General features: G+C 41.5%; 18 protein-coding genes. 2 read left to right on the plus strand and 16 right to left on the minus strand.

From position 1 onward, the window contains the following. Positions 1 to 421: 421 nt before the first annotated feature. Positions 422 to 1,834: an alpha/beta hydrolase gene (locus CXF60_RS05340; protein WP_102091087.1), complete on the plus strand. Its 1,413-nt coding sequence runs from the start codon at positions 422 to 424 to the stop codon at positions 1,832 to 1,834. 48 nt (positions 1,835 to 1,882) lie between these two features. Here CXF60_RS05340 and CXF60_RS05345 read toward each other — a convergent pair whose 3' ends face one another. From CXF60_RS05345 to fmt, 10 genes are all read right to left on the minus strand, one after another. After that, positions 1,883 to 3,016 (minus strand): metallophosphoesterase, encoded by a 1,134-nt coding sequence (locus tag CXF60_RS05345; protein WP_102091088.1) that lies wholly within the window; start codon positions 3,014 to 3,016, stop codon positions 1,883 to 1,885. 86 nt (positions 3,017 to 3,102) lie between these two features. Further along, positions 3,103 to 4,113 carry a TIGR01777 family oxidoreductase gene (locus CXF60_RS05350; protein ID WP_102091089.1) on the minus strand — a complete coding sequence of 337 codons (1,011 nt, stop codon included), beginning with the start codon at positions 4,111 to 4,113 and terminating at the stop codon, positions 3,103 to 3,105. A gap of 259 nt (positions 4,114 to 4,372) precedes the next feature. Next, positions 4,373 to 4,672 (minus strand): hypothetical protein, encoded by a 300-nt coding sequence (locus tag CXF60_RS05355; RefSeq protein ID WP_145990199.1) that lies wholly within the window; start codon positions 4,670 to 4,672, stop codon positions 4,373 to 4,375. A gap of 241 nt (positions 4,673 to 4,913) precedes the next feature. Continuing rightward, entirely contained in the window at positions 4,914 to 5,375 is a 462-nt protein-coding gene (locus CXF60_RS05360) for a hypothetical protein (protein ID WP_102091091.1), read from the minus strand. A 151-nt stretch (positions 5,376 to 5,526) separates the two neighbouring features. After that, the gene (locus tag CXF60_RS05365) at positions 5,527 to 6,156 is read right to left on the minus strand and encodes an L-threonylcarbamoyladenylate synthase (protein WP_102091092.1); all 630 of its coding nucleotides are present in this window, start codon (positions 6,154 to 6,156) and stop codon (positions 5,527 to 5,529) included. Between the two features lie 117 nt (positions 6,157 to 6,273). Next, positions 6,274 to 7,518 carry a DNA-processing protein DprA gene (gene dprA, locus CXF60_RS05370; protein ID WP_102091093.1) on the minus strand — a complete coding sequence of 415 codons (1,245 nt, stop codon included), beginning with the start codon at positions 7,516 to 7,518 and terminating at the stop codon, positions 6,274 to 6,276. A gap of 75 nt (positions 7,519 to 7,593) precedes the next feature. Then, on the minus strand, positions 7,594 to 8,703 hold the full coding sequence (locus tag CXF60_RS05375) for a LysM peptidoglycan-binding domain-containing protein (protein ID WP_416376868.1): 1,110 nt from the start codon (positions 8,701 to 8,703) through the stop codon (positions 7,594 to 7,596). 325 nt (positions 8,704 to 9,028) lie between these two features. Continuing rightward, positions 9,029 to 10,450 carry a threonine synthase gene (gene thrC, locus CXF60_RS05380; RefSeq protein WP_102091095.1) on the minus strand — a complete coding sequence of 474 codons (1,422 nt, stop codon included), beginning with the start codon at positions 10,448 to 10,450 and terminating at the stop codon, positions 9,029 to 9,031. A 46-nt stretch (positions 10,451 to 10,496) separates the two neighbouring features. Beyond that, entirely contained in the window at positions 10,497 to 12,098 is a 1,602-nt protein-coding gene (locus tag CXF60_RS05385; RefSeq protein WP_102091096.1) for a transcription antitermination factor NusB, read from the minus strand. Between the two features lie 65 nt (positions 12,099 to 12,163). Next, a complete protein-coding gene (gene fmt / locus CXF60_RS05390) occupies positions 12,164 to 13,234 on the minus strand; it encodes a methionyl-tRNA formyltransferase (RefSeq protein ID WP_102091097.1) in 1,071 nt (356 codons plus the stop codon). 327 nt (positions 13,235 to 13,561) lie between these two features. Here fmt and CXF60_RS05395 point away from each other — a divergent pair, with 327 nt between their 5' ends. Then, a complete protein-coding gene (locus CXF60_RS05395) occupies positions 13,562 to 16,327 on the plus strand; it encodes a response regulator (RefSeq protein WP_102091098.1) in 2,766 nt (921 codons plus the stop codon). Positions 16,328 to 16,432: 105 nt separating this feature from the next. On the opposite strand, the gene CXF60_RS05400 is transcribed toward CXF60_RS05395, so the two are convergent. The 6 genes from CXF60_RS05400 to yidD all read right to left on the minus strand — a co-directional run bounded on the left by CXF60_RS05400 (position 16,433) and on the right by yidD (position 23,183). Further along, a complete protein-coding gene (locus CXF60_RS05400) occupies positions 16,433 to 17,107 on the minus strand; it encodes a riboflavin synthase (RefSeq protein ID WP_102091099.1) in 675 nt (224 codons plus the stop codon). A gap of 430 nt (positions 17,108 to 17,537) precedes the next feature. Continuing rightward, positions 17,538 to 18,593: a bifunctional diaminohydroxyphosphoribosylaminopyrimidine deaminase/5-amino-6-(5-phosphoribosylamino)uracil reductase RibD gene (gene ribD, locus CXF60_RS05405; protein WP_102091100.1), complete on the minus strand. Its 1,056-nt coding sequence runs from the start codon at positions 18,591 to 18,593 to the stop codon at positions 17,538 to 17,540. Between the two features lie 113 nt (positions 18,594 to 18,706). After that, complete coding sequence (nrdR, locus tag CXF60_RS05410; RefSeq protein ID WP_057762240.1) at positions 18,707 to 19,165, minus strand: transcriptional regulator NrdR; 459 nt, start codon at positions 19,163 to 19,165, stop codon at positions 18,707 to 18,709. A gap of 87 nt (positions 19,166 to 19,252) precedes the next feature. Continuing rightward, the gene (gene mnmE, locus CXF60_RS05415; protein ID WP_102091104.1) at positions 19,253 to 20,644 is read right to left on the minus strand and encodes a tRNA uridine-5-carboxymethylaminomethyl(34) synthesis GTPase MnmE; all 1,392 of its coding nucleotides are present in this window, start codon (positions 20,642 to 20,644) and stop codon (positions 19,253 to 19,255) included. Between the two features lie 260 nt (positions 20,645 to 20,904). Beyond that, positions 20,905 to 22,587: a membrane protein insertase YidC gene (yidC, locus tag CXF60_RS05420; RefSeq protein WP_102091101.1), complete on the minus strand. Its 1,683-nt coding sequence runs from the start codon at positions 22,585 to 22,587 to the stop codon at positions 20,905 to 20,907. A gap of 215 nt (positions 22,588 to 22,802) precedes the next feature. Continuing rightward, positions 22,803 to 23,183 carry a membrane protein insertion efficiency factor YidD gene (gene yidD, locus CXF60_RS05425; RefSeq protein ID WP_102091102.1) on the minus strand — a complete coding sequence of 127 codons (381 nt, stop codon included), beginning with the start codon at positions 23,181 to 23,183 and terminating at the stop codon, positions 22,803 to 22,805. Position 23,184 lies beyond the last annotated feature (1 nt).

The following is a 23,184-nucleotide window of genomic DNA, read 5'->3' on the forward strand; positions in this document are numbered from 1 at the left end:
GAATTTCAATAATGAAGATTAAGAGACGGCATAGTAGACCGAATAATTACTGGTCCTACTATGCCATTATTAAATGCTCGATGTTTCTAACTCATTGTTTTTTTAATACGCTTTAATAGCTGCTTGATAAAGGTGATAAGGACAAATTTCAAGCCTAAAGCAAAGGAATTTTTACTATTTATGACAAATATTAGTGAAGTCTGATTAAAGAGATGCATCTAACGTTTTTGTTCCTTGTCAATAAATTTCAATATTTGCTCACAAAAAGAACAAAAAACCGCTATTTATTCCAATTGCTTTACGCTTATTAATCAAGCTACTACCAAACGACACGCTATTACTCTGCTAGCTATTTTATCATTGCTATAAATATTATCGCCCACACTCAAATGCACGCTAAAAATCATTTATGAGAGCTGTTATGTCTAACTCAAAAAATTTATCTATCAATACTTTGCTTAATAAAGCATTGATGACATTGCACTTAGCGTCAAAAGAAAATCCAGCGTCAAGAGAGTCATCGAACCAAGATGCACAAACGTATGACTCATTAGAAAAACGTCTGAGCGTTAAAGAAAAAATACTCGCTTACAACCCTGTAGCAAACTACCAGCCGCATACATTGCACTATGCAATGAAAAGTCTCGGTTACTTACCAGACCCTATTTTAGAAGGGGTGATTGGTTACCTAAAAGGTCCTAATTCAAAACAATATTTGCATGCAAACGCTCATCTGCGTCTTATCCTTGCAGTAAATAGTTACCTCAAAACGCCGTTAGAACTAACTCCAATGCCGGAATTGCGTGAGAGATTTACTGCTGATGCGGTAGCCATGCAATCACCTAGAGTATGGCAGCAAGCCTGTACTACTATGCTAAGCAATATAAAGCCCTTCACTAAAAAAAGTGATTCACCTGTTAGCTGGAAAGATGAAACGATTGCCAATGCAGATGATGGCGACATGACTGTCCGTTGTTATAAAGCAGGTGGCAAAAAATCTGGTTTTAGAAGAAAACGTGTCCATAATCCCGACGAAACAGTCATGTTGTTCTTTCATGGTGGCGGGTTCTGTATTGGTGATGTCGATACACATCATGAGTTCTGTCATGCGGTCTGTGAGCAGACTGGCTGGTCTGTGGTTAGTGTCGATTATCGCTTAGCGCCTGAATGTCCTGCTCCAGCAGCATTAAAAGACTGTATCACTGCGTATGATTGGTTAGTTGAACACTGTCACACATTGGGCGCATTACCCTCTCGTATCGTTTTAGCAGGTGATAGCGCAGGTGGTGGTTTATCAACTTTAATTGCGCAGCAGCTGACCGCACCGAGCAAAAGCGCATGGGCAGACCTAGGGTTAGATGGACAGAAAATGTTTAATCTATTAGAAAAACTACCCGAACCTCTAGCGCAGATGCCTTTATATCCAGTCACTGATATTGAGACAGACTATCCAAGTTGGGAGCTATACGGCGAAGGCCTACTATTAGATCATGCTGATGTAGCAGTATTTGATGCTGCTTGTTTGGAGAACAGTCCGCTGCCTCGCTTACACATACTGAACTCACCTATGTTGGGTGATAATAGTAAAGTCTGCCCAACTTACATTGTAGCTTCTGAGCTCGATGTATTACGTGATGAGGCATTTGCTTATGCAAAGCAGCTGAAAGGTTACGGCGTTGCTGTAGAGACCTATACTGTGCTTGGTGCACCGCATGGCTTTATTCACTTTATGAGTGTTCACCAAGGCCTTGGACAAGAGACAAACAATATCATTCTTGGGTTTAGCAGTTTTGTACGTGAGATCATCAGTACACAATCGCGGTTAGCTGCATAAACCGTTAGTTATTTAGTTAGCCAGCTAATTAATGATTTGTATAACTGATTAATTGGTATTGCCAGATAGTGTAATTAACCAAATCTCTGAGCGCGATCCCAATCGAAAGGGAATGCCCCAAAAACCATAACCAGAGGACACGACGAAGTGCCCTTTACCAATCTGCTCATAGCCATAGCCTAATCTATTAATAGCATTGACGATGAAATTAGCGGGGAATATTTGACCGTTGTGGGTATGTCCCGAGACTTGTAAATCTATAGGTAATTGACTGTGATTATCTATATCACTCGGTCTATGGTCTAACAATATCACTGGCTGCGACGTATCTACTTGCGTCAGCAGATCGGTAGTTGCTACACGTTGACGTTTATGATTATCAAAACGTCCAACTAACCATACTGGTTGACCCTCGTGCTCGATATAGAGCACCTCATCGTTCAACAATTGTATACCTGCATTTTGCAGCGCTTCGCTAATGGGTCGCTCATGACCATACAAATCATGATTACCCAATGTCGCATAGACACCACGTGGCAGACTACTGCACAATTCTGCTAAGTTTTGCTCCATATGATATTCATTAAAGGCCTCTGTATTATCATCCATAATATCCCCTGGCATTAGTAGCATATCTGCACCAGAGCGAATCATAAGTTGTTGCAATCTATCTATGGCTTTTACACCAAATAATCGTCCTATATGCAAGTCACTAGCGACTGTAATGCGTAATGGCTTGGTTAAAGGTTTATCTATATTAATAGACAGCTCGCGTATAACAGGAGCATAGGCACTATATAACGAATAAATAAATAGTCCTAAAAATAGGAATAGCGCTAGTACTCTTAGCCCTATAGCCATTTCATTCGATTGGTGTAACGTACTACCTGATAAAGCAACTACTAGCAAATACCCTCCGTAGAATAGACTCACTGCCAACGCCGTCAGTATCATAAAATGCATGATTAGCATCCATCCACTAATCCAGCGATAACTGTTGGCAAATGCTCTTTTTACGCTCAATACTAGTAGAGCATTAGTAATAATAAATACACTGACCCATATCGTCGTTTGCAATGTTGGCGTCATCCAAGGCTGGAGCCACCACTGTATACTTAATACTGTACCCAGACTGAACAGCTGTAATAGCAAAAAGATAGTGAAGAAAAATGCGTAACGCATGGACTGCCCTTAGACATAAATACGGTTTGATAAGTGATTATCAGAAAATAAACTCTAATGTTTCACGTGAAACAATTGCTATGTAACTATTTCTGATTTTCTAATGCTTGCGGGAGTGTTGAGTGTTTGAACGAATAACCTGCATTCAATAGCGCTTGTGGCAGCACTTTTTGACCATCGATAAGTAGTGTCGACATTTCGCCAAACATCAGCTTGAGCAAAAACTCTGGTAAAGTAAAAAACGTGGGGCGATGTAGCCATGAGCCAAGTGCTTTGGTAAAAGTATGATTGGTCACAGGATTTGGAGCAGTAAGGTTATATACGACTGTATGTGTATCATTTGCGGTACTGTTTGTAGTCTTGATAGTGCTGTCACTAATAGGTGTACTGTCTTGGGCTAAGCTTTCGATGTGATTAACGTCTGATTCTTGAGTAAGTTTAAGCTGCTGCTTGATAATAAAGATGACCGCATTGACCCAATCTTCACGACTGATCCAGCTCATGATTTGTTGTCCATCACCTAATTGCCCTCCGACACCAAATTTAAACGGTAGCAACAATTTTGCCACCATACCGCCCTCAGGATGAATAACCACACCTGTTCTGACAATAGCTACTGGAACATCATGATCGGTCGCTTTAAGCGCTAATTGCTCCCATTCATCACATAATGTATGAGCAAAATCCGTCTCATAATCGCTATTTTCAGTCAGTGGCTTGTCGCCCTGCGTGCCATACCAGCCAATCGCTGATCCGCTCACCAGTAACTTGGGTTTGGTACTAGCACGTGCGATAAAATCCAATATCGACTGAGTAGGTTTGATACGGCTCGCCATCAACTGCTCTTTGCGCTCATCGCTCCAACGAGAGTCAGCAATCCCAGCACCTGCTAAATTTAATATGACATCAAAACTCATATCAGACGTCGCAAGCTCGTCATAAGTCATCATATTGATATCATCGGGATGTGGTTGACTGCTATCACGAGTTAACCAAGTAATCGTCACGTCTTTATTCTGCGCGCGATATCGTGCCATTAGCTCTCGACTAAACGCACTTCCCAAAAACCCTGAACCGCCACTAATCAAAACCTTCATACCCTACTCCCTATATGCCTTAAATATCGCCAATATGACTGATCGTTAAATTATTTATTGTTGAAGTACTTATCGTTCAATAAAAACCAGACCGTTACAACCATCGTCTGCTTTTTTGTGGTTTTTATCAAAACGACTTTTACATACTTTTGGTAAAGGAAGGTGAGTAATGAAAGGTTTACGAGGTCAAACATTGCACTTTGATAATTACTGTCAAAAATAGAAGTTTTTTTATTAAAAAAGTATCTTAATTTTTTGGCTAATATTGCAGACTTTGTTTAGGTTTAGGTAATGCGGACATACCCACAATCAAAGCACTTATACCTCCTACTAAGCTAATAGCCAACCATGTACGAGCATCTTGACCAATAAAAAATGTGGCATTGATAGAAAAACCAACAAAAAAAACTCTTACCCACCATCTTTTAGACTTATATGTTTGTTTGGAAGCAAGCCATATACCGCACAATAATGTAGGCATTCCAATAAGAAATACACCTGCAATAAGGTAAAAAGGTATGGCTACAGCGTATGCCAGACCTACATCCTTATTCCACATTATCAGTGATACTAAAATAGGGAATAAGATCAACTGATATAGCGTACCTAAAGTTAAAAATAAAAATATCACCATTTTTTTGGATAGTGGCTGTTGTTATCTAACATTAGTTTTAACTCATAAGTTGGTCAATTTGTGAATGGAAATAATATAGCTGTTATAACCCGTTTCGAACTTTCTTGACCATCCAAACGCATCATAATATTTCAGAAATAGTTTGATCAGCTCTTTATTTAATGGCTCAGCCTACGTCTTCAACATTTTCTTTTAATACTGGCAAAGCTGACATACCTGCTAATACGGCACTTACTCCTCCAGTTAAACTGATAGAGAACCATATCACCAAACCAAATTTAGAAAATATAAACCAAACAAAAAATAAAGCATTAATAAGAACTCCCATAAAAAAAGTTCTTATCCACCACCCATCTTGTATGTATATTTCTTTATACGAATGCCACTTCCCCATCATTAATGTAGTTGGCATCGCAAACAAGCCACCTGCAATAAGATAAACTGGAAAAAACAGTATGAACAATAGACCTATGCTGTCATCTGGGCTAAGAAGTGTCGCTATCCATGGAAAGATAATGAGCTCATACAGCGCTCCTACGAATAAAAATAACTTAGTAACCTTCATTTTTGGATATTCAGCCAAACTTTCGTTCAAACTATGACTTGGCTGATTTAATTTATTTTTCATATGACTGCCTAAATCCTATTCAGGGCTACCGTCAGTGTGTGATAAACAGTATTTGTGCCAGCATTACTGTAAAAATGTAGCTCATACAATAGAAAACATGTTAAGTAAGGCAAACAGGGAGCAAAAAAAACGTCTACATCTTTCTTGTCCACTAACGAATAACCAAGCCTGTCGTTGCGTCACGAATCTGGCTAGGTAAGGTATAACCTAAAGTATCGTCCTGCAAATAACCAATTTGCTCATCAAAATAAGCATAGGCGGCTTCAAAAGTGCTAGCAGGCCTTTGCCCTGATGGGTTGCAGCTTGTAGAAACTAATAGACCAAATGGGTTCTCTTCACTGACCATCTGCTGGCAAAGCTGGCGAACTGTAGGATGCGAGATAACTCGGACTGCAATAGTCTGATGCTGACCTGTGATCCAAGTGGGTACAGTGCTCGCAAGCGGCTGAGGAATCGGTAATAACCAAGTATGTGCTTGGCGGTTGTCCTGTTTATCTCTGCTATCGTCTGTCTGCCAACTATCAATAATCTGCTGTCGCTGAACATCATCTAAAGAGGCTAGCAAAGGTGCTAAGCGGGATACACTATCAGTAACGACTATCATACCTTTAGCTTGCGGACGTTGTTTGATATCCAAGATACGCTGAACAGCTGCTTGGTCATAAGGGTCGCAACCAATACCCCAAACGCTTTCTGTAGGATACGCGAGCAGTTGCCCTTCTTTTAGCCACTTAGCAGCTTGGATAGCAGAATCAGTAATAAGAGGTGTAGGTTGGCTCATGACTTAAATGGTTCATAGAAGTAAATTCTAATAATACCATAAGAGAGATATTGTCTAGGAGAGTCTATAACTAAGGGCTATCTATGACAGTGTCTAATAAGGGATATTTACGATACTTTAAATGCGTAAATATCGTCCACCTTGTTCGCTGATAAGACCCATTAGCTCAAGCTCCATTAGCTGACCAATCAACTGCGGCGGTGCAAGCTTGGTTGCATTAATAAGCGCATCTAAATCTTGCCCATGCCAGTCAAGCTGCTCATAGATTGCAGCTAAATGATCAGGCACTACGACTGTACTGCGCGCAGGTTTTATCTCAGAGAATAGTTGCTGGCTAGTAGATTTGATTGAGTTTTTCTCTATCTCATCAGAAGTCTGAGTGATATTCGAGTGATTACTATTAGAGTTGGTAGCGTTCGCTGTTCTATAAGCGCCTTTATCGTAATCAAGCTGACCATTGACGTCCTCTAGTACTTGCTGAGGATGATAAACCAAGGTCGCACCTTCACGTATTAAATGATGGCAACCCTCTGCATTACTGTTATCAATATGACTAGGAATAGCAAAGACCTGTTTACCTTGTTCAGACGTGAGACGTGCTGTGATAAGCGAGCCGCTTTTGATTGTCGCTTCCGTTACGATGGTCGCGAGACTCAGCCCAGCTACCAAACGATTGCGACGCGGAAAAGTATGTTTATGCGGCTGAGTGTGTGGTAATAGCTCACTAATAATGCAGCCACCTTGCTCAATAATTTGAGTAAATAACTGATCCCGATGATTGGGATAGTTCACATCGATCCCTGTACCCATGACACCAACCGTCCGTCCCTGATAGTCAGGGTCTGCTTGTGCTAGCGCGCCTAAATGTGCGCGTTTATCTACACCCATAGCCAGACCGCTAGTCACGATATAACCTGCTTGCGCTAAGTACTGTGCCATATCAAACGTGATTTTTTGCGCATGCGCGGTGGGTTTGCGGCTACCTACTATAGCGATTTGTGCTTGATGTAGGCGCGCGCTATTCCCACGATAAAACAATAATGGCGGCGGGTCGTATATTTGTGAGAGTTGAGCAGGATAATCGGCGTCATCAGCGAATAGCAAACCATAACGCCCATCTATCAATGCTTGCTGAATCTTATCGATATTGGCGAGTGTTTGCTCTGGCTGTTCATGACGTTTGAGATGGGTATGATGAATACCGAGCTGCTTCCATGCCTCTACTTTGGCTTGCCAAGCAAGCTGCGGATAACCGAAAGAAGTGATTAGTGTGTGATAAGCAGATAACGACGCATTCACCTCGTACCACAGCGCTAGGATAGCGCGCTGATCGTCGGATAAAGAAGAGGTGACTGCCGTCATTGTGATCTGTCTCGTATAGGCAAGCTTAGATTAGTATTTAGTTTAATATATTGCTTAATAAAACCTTATAGCTATTTATAAATAAGGGGGTGGTAATAACTGATCGCCAATATTAAGTGGCAGCTCAGAGTCAAGTACGTAAGCATAGCTGATGTGGTCAAAGGTATTGAAAACCATCACCATACCACTTGGCTCGTTTGGTAGACGTACAGGCGTGTCGTTGTCTTTAGTATCACGTACCAAAGGTCCTTTTTGATAAACCGTCAGCACATCACCTGGTTTAGCACCTTGTAAGCTACCCAGATTGATGGCAACCACACTACCCTTCGCAGCCGAGCTGATAGAGTCCATCACACGTACGATCATACCACCGCGACTGACACTTGCAGGCGTTGGATAAAAGACAGGAGGAATAGCGTTATCTAACTCTACGAATACGCGATCCCCTTCACGCACTTCTTTGCCATAGCTATCGATAAGCTGCAAGCTAGTCACACCATTGCTTTCTGTAGAAGTTGCTAGTCCTGTCGCTACCTGCGTAACTTCTAAGCCGATCACTTCTTGCGTTTTGGGGTCTACATATAGCTCACCCTCACGGTAAACGCCGTAACGCTGGCCTACGATAAGCGGTACGCCTTTAGCATAGACTTTATCACCACTTGCCGTGATTAAGTTACCTTTTTTAGAGGCCAATATATAAGGAGTGGTGTTGAAGTCTTGAGGATTAACAATGAGTGTTTTATCAAGCCAGTGCTGAATAGCAGACCATGGAATAGGTGGAATGCTATTGGCAGTTGAAGTCACTGATACTGTACTAGCAACCACATTACCTGTTAGCTGCTTTTCAATACCAGCACAGCCCTCGCCCGTATCGACACCTATGAGTGTCTTGCCTTGAATAACGCAAAGAATAAGAATGTCATTGGGATAAATGAGGTTGGGATTTTTGATTTGCTTATTGGTTGCCCAAATTTCTTTCCAGCGCCAAGGACTGTCTAGATAGCGACCTGAGATATCCCATAAGGTATCGCCTTTTTTGACGATATAACGATTGGGCGCATCAGCTTTGATAGTTGGCGGCGGATTGTTAGCTTGAGCCGTGCTCATCAACATGGCACTACTAAACGTCGTAACTAATAATCCTTTTGCCAGTGCTTTTGCTATCTTTTTTAAGCTCATCTTCATCGTTATATCCACAATATGTACCACTGTGTTCGACATAAAGAACTGTACTAGATTTATTACTGTAAAAATTTCTTAAATTAATAAAAAATCAATAATATCAGCAATTTATCAATAAAATTCTCATGGCGATTATAGGGTAACTGTTCAGTGTAATTGGCTAGAATAATTCCTAAAAAAGCGCCTAGCACGATGATGACTTGCTGACGCTGTTTCTAATATTACAATTATATCTACCATAACACAATCATAAACACTTTATTACAATGGTGTAACTTTTACGCGGATACTTTTCCTTGTTGATGATAAGCCTTAAGACCGTAATTACTCAAGCAGGATTCGGCGTAACATGTTGGCGGATTTGTTCAGCAACCAGTTCAGCCTTATTATCCAGTACCACTACGTGCTGCGGTAAATCTTCTAACCCTTCGGTATGCGCTGGACGCTCAATGTCTATTTGACCTACTGCTTCAACGATAGTGTCAGCGAATTTAACGGGTAATGCTGTCTCTGCACAAACAATAAGTTCGCCATCTAACTGTAGCTCTTTGGCAACTTTAATGCCGTCTGCAGTATGTGGATCAACCAATTCACCATGCTGATCATAAAGCGCTTTGATAGTCTGCAAGCGGTCGCTATGAGTAGATTTACCAGCAGCAAAGCCATAACGCGTATTAACTGATTCCATCAACTCAGATAAGTCGAAGCCTCGACCTGATTTTACGCCGTCAAATAACTCATGAACGCGTGCGCTGTCTTTTTCCAGTAGTAAATAAACAAAGCGCTCAAAGTTAGACGCTTTTGAAATATCCATCGACGGACTAGAGGTTACGTAGGTTTTTTCAGTCGGACGTGGTTGATAAGCACCTTGGTTAAAGAAATCATTTAATACGTCGTTTTCATTGGTTGCAACAATCAGACGGTCAATTGGCAGTCCCATTTCGCGAGCGATGTGACCGGCACAAATATTACCGAAGTTACCTGATGGTACGCTAAAGCTGACTTTCTCATCGTTGTTCGTCGTGACCGCAAAGTAAGCTTTAAAGTAGTAAACAATCTGCGCTAGGATACGACCCCAGTTGATAGAGTTTACCGTGCCTAAGTTATAAGCTGCCTTGAACTCAGCATCTTGCTGTAGCGCTTTAACGATGTCTTGGCAATCATCAAACATACCATTGATAGCGATATTGTGAATATTAGCATCCGTCAAACTATACATCTGCGCACGTTGGAATTCACTCATTTTGCCATGTGGAGATAGCATAAAGACTTCGATATTTTCTTTGCCACGCAATGCATACTCTGCTGCACTACCCGTGTCACCACTGGTTGCACCAATGATCGTAATACGTGCATCTTTTTTCTTAAGCACATACTCAAAAGCATTGCCCAAAAACTGCATGGCAACATCTTTAAATGCCAATGTCGGACCGTTTGATAATCCTAGAATATATAAGTTATCTTCAAGCTTGCGGACAGGAACAATCTCGTCAGAGCCAAACACATCAGCAGTGTAAGTACGCTCAATGATATCTTGCAAATCAGCCACAGGAATATCAGTGGCAAAACGCTGCATAATAGCCATCGCAAGCTGTGGATAGCTAAGCGTACGCCATTCATCAAGCGTTGCACTATCAATGTTTGGATAATGCTCAGGCAACATCAAACCACCATCTGGGGCAAGACCCATCAAAAGCACATCACTAAAATCCATTGGTGCTGTCTGACCACGGGTACTGATATATTTCATTAGATTGTCCTGTCTACAATAATGTTATTCAATAGTTAAAAACGGTTTATTCAGCAGTTTTTTGTAGCAATGCATAATAAAAACCATCGCCACTCGCGCTATCGATTGGCAAGCACTGACGACCGATTGCTTGTTCGATACCCCAGTTGCAATCTTCAGTAAACTCGATCACTACTGCATCATTATGATGAGTGATAAAGTCCTGCATTTGCTCGACGTTTTCTTGCTTTAAGATAGAGCATGTTACGTACAGCAGATAACCACCAGCTTTGAGTTGTGGCCATAAGTTATGCAAGATATCTGCTTGCAACAGTGCCGTTTGCTCGATGTCTTCTTCGGTACGCAAGATACTGATATCTGGATGACGGCGAATCACGCCAGTCGCAGTACAAGGAGAGTCCAATAATATTGCATCAAACACAGGTTCATTGGTAGCCGCTTTTTTGTTTTTTCCATGCTGCCATCTGGTCGCATCTGCACAGACGATATTAAGCGCGATACTTTTCTCTGCTTGCTTCAAGTCATGCTGACTCAGATTTAAGCGCTGTAAATTCTCACGAATACGCTCAATACGTGGTGCTTCATTATCAATAGCTGTTACTTTGATATCAGTAATCGCAGGTGACGTTTCAGATGATATCTCATTATTGTCTTGTTTCACGTGAAACAACGATGATTCGTCGTTAGCGCTTATAAGCTCTAGCCAGTGAGCAAGCTTACCACCAGGAGCCGCACAAGCATCTAAAATGTGTATCTCATTATTGTTACTTTCATCACTGTCGCTGTCAGTATTCGCACTTTCAGCGCTAAGCTTAGCCATTAATGCTTGATTAATAATCGGCGCAGCTAGTTGCGCATGCATATCTTGAACGCTAGCCGTTCCTAAAGTGAAATCAGGCAAAGCGTTAACGGCTGTGCTTTGATGCAGTCTAAGACCTTTGGTTGATAGCGTGGTAGAAGTGGCAGACCCTGATGAGTTTGCTACCTTAAAACCAGTCGTTAGCTCAACGATATCTGCATCAATTTCTGCGCCATCCAATGCATGCTGATAACCCTCTACCGAAGTAACCGAAGAGTTCACTCGTAAAAACATCGGGGCTGGTTGGCGCAAGCCTTGTGTCAGCTCATCATACTGTTCGCTCCAATCTTGTTTAAGCTGATAAGCGAGCCAATTCGGTAAGCTATGCTTTTTATCGCATTTCTTACGGAATTTGCTTGGATTCTTGGCGACTTTACGCAAAATAGCATTTACTAAACCAGTCGAATGAGCGAACTCAATTTCTTTGGCAGCCTCAACGGTTTCGTGAATGGCAGCATGGTCAGCCACTTCTAAATATAGCAACTGTACTAAGCCGACTTGAATAGTGGTACGCACTTCAACTTCGTCGATAGGGTTGTCTGCTAAGCTATCGAGCAAACGTGCCAGCGCATGCCACTGGCGCAATGTCGTGAGCAGTAACGCATGAGCAAAGCCTTTGTCACCATCGTGCAGACTATTCAGTAACGGGTCAAGGACGCTTGAGAGCGACTGACCATTTTGAATAGCCAGTAAGGTACGAATCACACGCACGCGTACGCTGCCATTCATAATAAGATTGCTTGATGGTTTGAGCTTATTGTTTCTAGGCGCAGTACTGTTTTGTCTCATTAAATTTCATTTCCTTGACGTATGATCGATAGCGTCTTGTGCAAGTAGGTTAAATATAAGTAGCGTTATTTTGTTTCTGACATAAATTGATCGCCGTCATTTAATTGGTTGCCATGGCAAACTTGTTCAGCTGTCATTGGCTTACCACCTGCAAACTGCAAGTGAGTAATGGCTAAAGTGGTGGCTGATGATTCAGCGTCACTCTCTTTACCACAAGCGACTAAGATCGCTTTTCGTCCGACACTGATAACCGTTCCAGCAGGTTCATTGGTTTGCTGCGATGTATTTACAGGTAAGCTAGCCAACACTTTGACGCGCTGCTCTGCTAGGAAAGTATAAGCACCTGGCCATGGCGTCAGCCCACGAATTTGGCGTTCAATAGCGGCAGCAGGCTGCGACCAATCAACTTCGCCTTCGGTTTTGACCAGCTTTTCAGCATAGTTAGCTTGACTATCATCTTGAGCGATAGCTTGCGCTTGATAAGCAGCTAAATATTTTAGCACCGTACTAATGGCTGTCGCACCAAGTGCAGCCATCTTATCATGTAGGCTAGCAGCGGTATCATCAGAGGCAATACTTTCGCTAACTTTATAAAGCATGTTGCCCGTATCAAGACCTTTGTCCATCTGCATAATGGTAATGCCGGTCTCATCGTCTCCGGCCAAGAGTGCACGATGGATAGGTGCAGCACCGCGCCAGCGTGGCAACAGTGAAGCGTGAATATTCAAGCAACCATGAGTAGGCGTCTCTAATACACCGATAGGTAGGATCAACCCGTAAGCGGCGACAATCATCACATCTGGCTGATAGGTGCGCAGAGTTTGCCTAGCAGCTAGACCTTCTGCACTAGACTTTTTAAAAGTGACTGGTTGCTCTACAGCGATATCATGTGTCAATGCAACTTCTTTTACCGCAGAGGCTGACAGTTTTTGACCACGACCTGCTTTACGATCAGGCTGCGTGTAAACAGCGACTATCTCTATATTCAGCGCTTCTTGCTGATTAATTAACGATTCAAGGCTAATAGCAGCAAATTCAGGTGTACCCGCAAATACTACCCTTAATCGGTTAGTAGTTGGGTTATCATGGTCAGTAAGCGAGTTAGATGTATCAAAGGTAGGAGCAGTTGTAGTCATAATCATGCATTATATAAGGTTTATTTGTTCATTATAGGTGAGTTTACGGCGCAGTGCCATGATTGTAATGACCTCACTTCATGATAACCAATGACATTATTTGCCTTTATAATATCAAGGACATCGAACGTTCTATTTATATCTTTTACAAAACAATTTGGTGTTAATAACCACTCTCTGTAAACAGTAAGCCGTTATTCTGCTATAAATAGAAGGTAACACTAAAAATTTTAGACAATTCAACTGTCGTATAATTCACCTACTATATGTAGAAACTTCATTTTTATTTCACTATATTCTTTCGTGTCGAGATAGGGCCACGCTTTCATGCAACAGTTTCAGTCCTTACAGCGCTTATTGATTTTTTATACCTTGTCTCTCACGGTTATGTTACTGCTGTACTATGTCACACTGTTTGATGGGATGAAAAAACATAGTGAGCAACATAGTATAGACACTTTTTATGCCCTACAGCACAGTATTATTGAGCATGCAGCGCCTGTAGATAGTGAAATAAAAAAAATCTTAGAACAACCTACTTTTGATCACCTTAGTTATCAGCTGATTTTGATGATGCCTTCTGGGCAGACCTATATTCATCATAATACTCGTCCCAATGAATCTGCTTTTTCTACCGTTGCTTTCCCTACCATCGGTACATCAGCTTCTAGCAGCAGCGACCATAGCTCTTATACCGTCAATAGCAATGAACTAACAGGAATCATTAATCTAAAAAGCGGACATCAGGTTTATATCGTATTACGCCATGAGCCTTTTGTTGTTGACTGGATATCTTACCGTTATTGGCTTCCTTTGATGGTCGCCATCGTACTATTTTTCATGGCATTGCTCTATATGCTCAATCGTCGAACCAATTGGGAGCAATTACTGGTTTATACGGATAATTTGAGTAGCCGCGCCAAAGAATCTTATACGCCGCCGCCGTTTTTACAAAAGAAATCTACTACCGAGTTCATGCTGTTAGGTCATGCGCTAAGTCGCGTCAGCTACCAACTACATAATGACTATCGGCGTATCAAAACACTGTCTCATCGTTTAGAACGCTTGGTTGATCAGGCACCCTTACCGATGTTGATGAGTATACGACATGGTCAAATTAGTTTCTATAATCAGCGCTTTGAGCAAGTATTTACCCCTTCTACCCAGAGAGAGCAGGGCTATGAGCTGACTGATTTTGTTGAAGGGAAAGATGAAGCCACTCAAATACTGTTAAAAACCATCTCAAATTTACGCGTTACTCGCACACTGATAGTTTATGGCTTGGAGAACAAACAAGCCTACCAACTACACGTGACACCATGGTTCGGCGAACATGGGCAAGTTCACGGTTTTACTGTAATTTTTAATAATGTTGATGAAATTTTCCATCAATCTGAACAACTACAGCTGCACAACCAACAACTGCAATTACAAATTGATGAATCAAACGAAGCCCAAGCATTTATAGGTCGTAAGTTAAGGTTACCACTAGAGAAGATAATTGATTCGTTGGAACCCATCGACCCTTTAACATTGACGGCTCAAGGCAAAAAAACTCTAAATACATTGATTACAACCAGTCAAAGCATGTTGACTGTGCTCAATGAGACGCTAGCAACAGAGGAAGTTGAAGTCAGAAAAACACGTCTAAGTATCGAAACGGTTGATATTTATAAGGTAAGCAAAGAGGTTAGCAATTTAGTCACAAAAGAAATAAGACAACAAGGGTTAGAATTGATCTATTTCTTTGCGCCGGACTGTCCTCGTTACATCGAAACTGATTACATTCGACTGCACCATATCCTATTAAACTTATTGAAAAACGCTATTAGTTTTACAACATCAGGCTATGTCGCGCTCACTGTTGATCGTATACCTGAAGATAAAGTAACGCGAATAAGTAATCAGGATTTAACTCCTAACAATGACACGACAGTGCCTGCGCAGACATCTTATTGGATTCGATTTAGCGTAAAAGACACTGGAGTAACTATTACTCCTGAGAGACAAAATCAATTAGTCAATATCTTGAATCAAAACAGTGAGCAAACCAATCATAACTTAGACGAAGACAGTAATATTGGCTTGAGTGATGCCAATAGCTTTGCTCAGTTACTCGGCGGTTTTATCGAACTAAGTAATACGGTGGATAAAGAGACGATATTTAGCCTCTACCTTCCTTATCCTCAGACCACTTATCAATCGGTATATCATCGTTGTTCGCAGCTGCCCCATATTCACCTTATCGCTGTCATCAATCAGCCTCTAGTTGCTGAACATTTACAACGTTTGTGCGAGTACTTAACGATATCCGTGACTATCTACAGCACTTTAGATAGAGCTACTGTACAGCAGCTAAAAAATAAATTAAAACAAGATGAGCAAACCGTCATTCCTGTCTTGTTATTAGATTATGAATACAGCGAATCCATCACTTTATCAACTCATGCGAGCAACAAGTATAGCGAGCAACAAGAAGCGTTAAACGACCTAGTCACTACGCCTTCGCTACCAAAGATATTACTTAGCATGAAACTTGAAAGGCATATACCTTCTACTTTACTAGGCCAATATGATGGATTTTTGACCAAACCCTTGGACGCAAGTTTATTACTTTCTGAGCTACTACGCTTAACCTTGTTTGCAAGGAAAACGCTAAACATACTGGTCAAACATCAATACGACAGCAGTCTATCTTTTGTAGAAGATATACCTAAGAAAGAAATCTTGTCTCCACTTATCTTAGTGGTAGAGGACAGTCCTACTAACCAAAAGATAGCCTGCAAGATGTTAAGTAAACTTGGTTATCGTAGCATCGTCGCAGAAGATGGACAGCAAGCACTTGAGAAGCTCAAAAGCCGACGTGAAGAGATCTCTCTGATTTTGATGGACTGCAGAATGCCCGTTATGGATGGCCTACAAGCCACACAAGTGATTCGCTCGCAAGGTGATAAAATACCGATTGTGGCGCTAACTGCGAATAACACAGAAGAAGATCGCGAGGCTTGTATGCAAGTTGGTATGGACGAATTTTTATCCAAACCCATTAGTAAGAAAGACTTAGAATCCGTTTTGCAGAGTTTTATACAATAAATCTCTAGTGCAAATAAAAAATACCCTATCGATATCACTTAATCAAAGTAATATCGATAGGGTCAAAAACTTGGTACGAGGATAATATCTTGATAAGCTTAATTGTTATTTCATAAACCCATTATCGGCCAGAAATGCTTCTGTGATTTGGCTTTGCGGGTTTGGCGCGTTCATACCCTCAGATTGAGATTTATTTAGTAGTCGCTCTAGATAACGAGCCACGATATCTACTTCAATATTGACTTTATTACCTACTAACCAATGCTTAGCAATGTTAGTCACTTGAGCAGTATGCGGAATGATATTTAGAGAGACAATATTGTCACGCACTAAATTGGTCGTTAGACTAATACCATCTACTGTGATAGAGCCTTTGGTTGCTGTATAGTGCGCTAGCTCTGGCGGTATCTCAATCTCAATATAGATAGAACGAGCATCTTGTTGTAATTTACTAACGACCCCTACTCCATCTACATGACCAGCGACAATATGACCACCAAAACGAGTTGTCGGTAGCATGGCTTTTTCTAGATTGACGGTATGACCTGCTTTTAACCCTTCTAATGCTGTTCTAGCAATAGTTTCACGTGAGACATCAACAGAGTAGTAGTTGCTTCCGAACTCAACCACAGTTAAACAAATACCATTTGATGCAATAGAATCGCCTAGCTTCACATCACTGAAATCTAAGTCATCAGACTCTACCGTCAAACGTATGTCACCGCCTGTAGCCTGCATAGATTTAACTTTTCCAACGCTTTCTATAATTCCAGTAAACATATTACCCTCATCTCATTACTGTATTGCCTTCATAGGCGAATATTTTAGTTTATCAAATCATCTATCAATTCTTTATCACAATTTGTTCAAATAGCTGACAGTGAAACATCGTTAGACTTGACCTTTAATAGGATAGATTGTGGATAAGTAGGGATAAATCAATAGAGGTATAGCTAGAACCCGTTATAAATACATAGTTATCCACAATAAATGTAAATTTCTCATGGTACGTGTTGATCTAGAAAGAAAACAATAAGTTACTGATTTTAAATAGTATTTATTAAAATACTCAAGACAAACATATCTTCTCTGTTTCATGTGAAACAAAGTTATACACAGTTCCATGTGAAACACGTAAGTTAATAATTGATTTATCCATATTCTAAGCTTTTTTTATAATTTGTGGACAACCTACTTATACGAAGAATATTTATAAAGGTAATAGGGTTAATTTGAGATCTGGACCAAGCTGCTGATAATCTTCTATATCAAACCGTAACTGCTGAGCAAGAGACATAGGGTTGAAATCAACCATTGGACGTGCCTGTCCACCAAGTAAACAAGGTGCTTGATACACGATTAACTCATCTACCAACTGCTGATTCAAAAAGCTACCTGCAACGCTAGCACCTGCTTCTACCAACACGTCATAGCATTGATGCTCATTAACCAGTTTCGCCAACAACGTCGACAAATCGTCTTCATGCCAATAGATAGTATCTGGATGCCGGCACAGCTGATAATCAGACTGCAGGCTGTGCTTTAAACGCTGACGCCTATCAAGTATGACTATTTTGGGATTAGGTATTTTTTCAGGTGGCATTCCCAACTGTTCTGAGCGCACATTGAGCTGCGGGTTATCAGTTATTACAGTTTCACTACCTGTGATAATCACGCCACTTTGTGCTCGTAGTTTTTGTACATCTTCGCGAGCAGCTGTCGAGGTAATCCACTTTGATTCACCAGATGCCATCGCTGTACGACCGTCTAGACTGGTTGCTATTTTCAATCGTACATAGGGCATTTTAGTACGCATGGCTTTTAGAAACCCACGGTTTAGTGCTTCTGCCTGCTCTGTCAGGACGCCGACCGTTACCTCAATACCAACTTGCTCTAATAGCTTCACACCGCGGCCTGCAACCTGCGGATTAGGATCTAGACCTGCAATCACAACGCGCTTCACCTTAGCGGCAACAAGCGCCAACGCACATGGGGGCGTACGTCCCGTATGACTACATGGCTCTAATGTAACGTAAGCAGTTGCCCCTGCTGCCTGTGTACCAGCTTCGTTAAGCGCGAATACTTCTGCATGTGGCTCACCAGCTTTCGGGTGAAACCCTTGACCCACAACCTGCTCTGCCTGAACAATAACGCAGCCCACTGCAGGATTGGGTCTAGTAGTATACAAACCGCGCTTCGCTTGTTCGATAGCAAGCATCATAAAGTAGCGGTCTTGTGCATCTTGAGCATGGCTTTGAATAGACATAAGGCTAGGCTTAATAAATGATTAAAAGTTCTATATAAAAAAATAAGGTTTGAAAGCTGATTGGCAATTAGGAATCACTTATCAACTAGGGATTACTTAAAAGCTTGCTTCGCTTACTTCTCATTTGGACGAATATTGGCAATCTCTTGATGGAATGCATCGATATCTTGAAAGTCGCGATACACACTAGCAAAGCGTACATAGGCGACATCATCCAAAGTTTTGAGCTCACTCATGATGATTTCACCCAAGACCTTACTACTGATTTCTCGCTCACCCATCTGCCTAACACGCTTTTCAATACGGCTAATCATCGCCTCTTGTTCATCGATAGTGATAGGACGCTTTTGTAAGGGTAGTAAAATAGAACGGCGCAGTTTTTCATTGTCATAAGGTTCAATCTTGTTGCTTGATTTGATAATCCTTGGCATGACCACTTCTACCATCTCAAAAGTCGTAAAACGTTCTTGGCAGCTGTTACACGAACGGCGTCGACGCACTTGTGCGCCTTCCGCAGCAAGACGTGAGTCAATAACCTTGGTCTCTGACGCATTACAGTACGGACAGTGCATAGCATTTCCTTATTTTACGATTGAGAATAAGAACAGTGTTTCTAAGATAGTTTGGTTTGTTGGATAATAACAAAAACTACTTACCAATTATTTACCAATACAAAAGCTGCCGAATATCTTACCCAATAAGTCATCGGCGCTGAACTCACCTGTAATTTCACCCAAACTCTGCTGTGCTTGACGTAAGCTATCAGCAACCAATTCACCTGCTTCAAATACCGTTAATTGCTCATGAGCTTCTGCCAAGAAACCAGCAGTTCGTCTAAGCGCGTCGAGATGTCTGGTACGAGCAATTAAGCTATTCTCTGGTGGATGAAAGCCTACTTTCTCACATAGAGCTTCAGCTAAATCATCAATACCAATACCTGTTTCACATGAAACATTAACTTGCTGATAACCTCTATTCTTGATTTCAGCTTGAGTCTTAGCAGCACTTTCTTCTCTATTATTATTATCGCTCAACAAATCGCTCTTATTAGCAATGATAAGTAAGCGTTTAGCTTCTGGCAGTTCACCAAACAACTGTTCAGCAAGCTGCAAAGGTGTGCTTTCTTCTTCAACATCACGAGTCACATCATAGACCATCAGTAGCATATCAGCCTGCGTGATGGCTGTACGGGCACGTTCGATTCCGATACGTTCCACAGTGTCTTCTGTCTCACGTAGGCCTGCTGTGTCAGTCAGATGTAGCGTCAATCCATTGAGCACGACTGTCTCTTGCAGCGTATCACGCGTAGTACCGGCGACATCAGTCACGATAGCACGCTCTTGCCCTGCAAGGCGGTTGAGCAAGCTAGATTTACCTGCGTTTGGCCTACCTGCTAGCACGACATGGATACCGTCGCGCAAAAGCTGACCTTGCTTTGCCGTTGCTAAGACTTGTTGTATCTTATCTTGCGTCTGCTCAAGTTTACTTTGTATGACGCCATCAGACAAAAAATCAACGTCTTCTTCATCAGGGAAATCAATCGCTGCTTCAACATGTAAACGAAGGTGAATGAGTTGTTCTAATAACTGGTTAATTTTCTGTGAGAACTCGCCGCTCAATGAGCGAATTGCACTACTTGCCGCGGCAGCACTGGTCGCATCAATCGCATCGGCAATTGCTTCGGCCTGCACCAAGTCCAACTTATCGTTATCAAAGGCACGGTAAGAGAACTCTCCTGCACTTGCTTGCTTGGCACCTAGCTCAAATACGCGCGCGAGCAACTGGTTTTGCAAAATGACACCACCATGCCCTTGCAGCTCAATAACGTCCTCACCTGTGAATGAATGCGGACCTTTGAAAAATAAGACCAATCCCTCATCAATGACAGTGCCATCAGCCTGATAAAAACGACAAAAGCTGGCCATCCGCGGGGTAAAAGCAGACTTACCTGTTAGAGCGCATGCCATGTCGTAAGCACGACTACCTGATAGACGTATGACACCCACACCTCCTCGCCCAAGCGGCGTTGCAATCGCAGCAATTGTGGCCAATCCAGATGTATTAGACTTTTCAGAAGAATTAGGTACGGCTAATGCTGTCTCTAAGGAATCCACAATGACTCTCAATGTTTAAAAGCTCCATTATAGACGTCTGGACTCATACTGACAAAGCAAACTTTGAAAGGTAGCCGCAGCAGACATATATTCGTTTCAATATTTATAAACTGTGGATAACATTTACCACTTGTCCACCACGTATAAAAAAACCACCGCTTGCGCGATGGTTTTTTGTATTTCTGACAAAGAATTAATTAATCGACCACTTTTACCGTACGACGCTTCTGCTCTTCATCTACTTTCTTATTGACAATATATTGCTGAGTCATACTAAACAAGTTGTTGACTGTCCAATATAAAACCAAACCTGCTGGGAAGAATAGCATGAACGCAGTAAAGATAATCGGCAAGAACTTCATGACTTTTGCTTGCATCGGATCTGCTGGCTGCGGGTTCAACTGCTGCTGTACAAACATCGACGCACCCATTAGCAACGGCAAGATAAACCATGGATCCATCGCTGATAGATCTTGAATCCACAAAATCCATGGTGCATGACGCAGCTCGACACTCTCTACCAATACCCAATATAAGGCTAAGAAAATCGGCATCTGCATCAAGATTGGCAAGCAACCTGCCATCGGATTGACTTTTTCTTCTTTGTATATCGCCATCATCTCTTGCGACATTTTCATACGATCATCGCCATGCTCTTCTTTAAGCACTTTGAGTCTTGGCGCAATGGCACGCATTTTAGCCATCGAGTAGTAGCTCTTATTAGAGAACCACATCAAGGCAATTTTTACTAAGATAGTCAGTAAAATAATTGACCAACCCCAGTTACCAACAACCTTATGCACACCTTCCAAGATAGCAAACAAGACCTTTGATATTGGCCACAGCAGACCATAATCAACTGTTTTGTTAAGGCCTACCGCAACGTCTTTTAGCTCAGACTGAACTTTTGGACCTGCATACAGTGTTGCATTTAAAGTAACTTGTTTGTTTGGTGCTACGTTCACTGGTTGGCTATTAAAGCCGATAAAATAGTCATTACCTGTTTCACGTGTAAAGAATTTACCAGTGAAGTTTTCAGGCGTCCAAGCAGATACAAAATAATGCTGTACGATACCAACCCAGCCTTTATCGCTAGTGGTCGTCAACTCACCATCACTAAAGTCACCAAATTTCAGCTTATTATAAGGATCATCTGGTGTACCCCAAGCACCGCCTAGATAAGTCGCCATGCTCAGCGCGCCTTTATCAGACATACCAGGATCTTTACTATCATCACGCTTTAACTGTGCAAACATCTGACCTTGCCAAGCATTGGTAGACGCGTTTTGGATCTGATAGCTAATATCGATTGGATATTTATTTTCAGTAAAAGTGAAAGTCTTGGTAATCGTCACGCCGTCTTTCTTATAAGTAAGCGGCACTGACAACGTTTGCTGTCCATCTTCCATCACATAATTGTTAGCAGTATGGCTATAAGTCGCTCTACCTTCTGCTGTATCAATACCGTTCCGACCAATAAGTCCAGATTGAGCCACATACACACGGTTACTATTGTTTTCTAACAATACGAAAGGCTTATCGCTATCGAGCGTTGCGTCATACTGCTTTAGCGCAGCATAAACAATATCACCACCTTCTGGATTGATTTTTATATCATAGCGATCAGTTGTTACCGTGATTAGACCAGCGTTTTTCGCAGGAGTCGCTGTCACAGCACTATTATCCACAGGTAATGTCTGTACCGGGATATCACCTGCTGCACCAGTAGTAGAAGGAATGTCAGCACCTACCGAACTCGTAGTTTCTGGCACCGCATCTACCGCTGGAGCATCGGCATAATCATCTCGCCATGCCAAAATCAGCAGATAAGCGGTAATTAGCATCGCAATGATGATCATCACCCGAAATATCTTTTGCATAAACCTTTCCTAGATTAAAAAATTAGGGAATGAAAAATTAGGGCATGTGTCATGACTGACCTACACAGCTGTCCTGTCACATTGCAACTGTATCAGTAGTCATTTACATAAAATGTGCATCATTTTACTAAAAATCTGTCTCAAATGATACTAAGAGTGTGGATAACTTGTGGGTAACTCAAAGGAGTAGCTATCTGAGACTAAAGAGGTCGACTTTATGTTGATTTCATCAAATAATTAAGCTGTGAAACATAGCTAGTAATGTCTCGATAGACACCCAAACCCTGAAGGTTGATATTTAGTACATCACTAAAAGATATATATTGATAACTATAAGAAGCTAAGGGTAAGGGTACAAAGTCTATACCGTGCCCACCTAAAGGGTGACACCTACTAAGACGTTTTAATAACAACCACCCACCCTTACGAGCGCCATGCCATGTTAAAGCTTGTTTGCCATAATTTGAGCATGTTGGATAATAGCGACAACGTGCAGGTATTATAGGACTAACTATTTTTTGATAAAAAACAATTAAATTAAAAGCTATATTATAAAAAACACCTTTTTTAAATTTATTTTTTAATAACAAATTCATT

The organism is Psychrobacter sp. 4Bb (assembly GCF_002836735.1).
Lineage (GTDB): Bacteria > Pseudomonadota > Gammaproteobacteria > Pseudomonadales > Moraxellaceae > Psychrobacter.

Excerpts from the sequence above, each read along its gene's own strand:
- CXF60_RS05340 (WP_102091087.1), top strand. The coding sequence starts at position 422 with ATGTCTAACTCAAAAAATTTATCTATCAATACTTTGCTTAATAAAGCA.
- CXF60_RS05345 (WP_102091088.1), bottom strand. The coding sequence starts at position 3,016 with ATGCGTTACGCATTTTTCTTCACTATCTTTTTGCTATTACAGCTGTTC.
- CXF60_RS05350 (WP_102091089.1), bottom strand. The coding sequence starts at position 4,113 with ATGAAGGTTTTGATTAGTGGCGGTTCAGGGTTTTTGGGAAGTGCGTTT.
- CXF60_RS05355 (WP_145990199.1), bottom strand. The coding sequence starts at position 4,672 with ATGTGGAATAAGGATGTAGGTCTGGCATACGCTGTAGCCATACCTTTT.
- CXF60_RS05360 (WP_102091091.1), bottom strand. The coding sequence starts at position 5,375 with ATGAAAAATAAATTAAATCAGCCAAGTCATAGTTTGAACGAAAGTTTG.
- CXF60_RS05365 (WP_102091092.1), bottom strand. The coding sequence starts at position 6,156 with ATGAGCCAACCTACACCTCTTATTACTGATTCTGCTATCCAAGCTGCT.
- dprA (WP_102091093.1), bottom strand. The coding sequence starts at position 7,518 with ATGACGGCAGTCACCTCTTCTTTATCCGACGATCAGCGCGCTATCCTA.
- CXF60_RS05375 (WP_416376868.1), bottom strand. The coding sequence starts at position 8,703 with ATGAAGATGAGCTTAAAAAAGATAGCAAAAGCACTGGCAAAAGGATTA.
- thrC (WP_102091095.1), bottom strand. The coding sequence starts at position 10,450 with ATGAAATATATCAGTACCCGTGGTCAGACAGCACCAATGGATTTTAGT.
- CXF60_RS05385 (WP_102091096.1), bottom strand. The coding sequence starts at position 12,098 with ATGAGACAAAACAGTACTGCGCCTAGAAACAATAAGCTCAAACCATCA.
- fmt (WP_102091097.1), bottom strand. The coding sequence starts at position 13,234 with ATGACTACAACTGCTCCTACCTTTGATACATCTAACTCGCTTACTGAC.
- CXF60_RS05395 (WP_102091098.1), top strand. The coding sequence starts at position 13,562 with ATGCAACAGTTTCAGTCCTTACAGCGCTTATTGATTTTTTATACCTTG.
- CXF60_RS05400 (WP_102091099.1), bottom strand. The coding sequence starts at position 17,107 with ATGTTTACTGGAATTATAGAAAGCGTTGGAAAAGTTAAATCTATGCAG.
- ribD (WP_102091100.1), bottom strand. The coding sequence starts at position 18,593 with ATGTCTATTCAAAGCCATGCTCAAGATGCACAAGACCGCTACTTTATG.
- nrdR (WP_057762240.1), bottom strand. The coding sequence starts at position 19,165 with ATGCACTGTCCGTACTGTAATGCGTCAGAGACCAAGGTTATTGACTCA.
- yidC (WP_102091101.1), bottom strand. The coding sequence starts at position 22,587 with ATGCAAAAGATATTTCGGGTGATGATCATCATTGCGATGCTAATTACC.
- yidD (WP_102091102.1), bottom strand. The coding sequence starts at position 23,183 with ATGAATTTGTTATTAAAAAATAAATTTAAAAAAGGTGTTTTTTATAAT.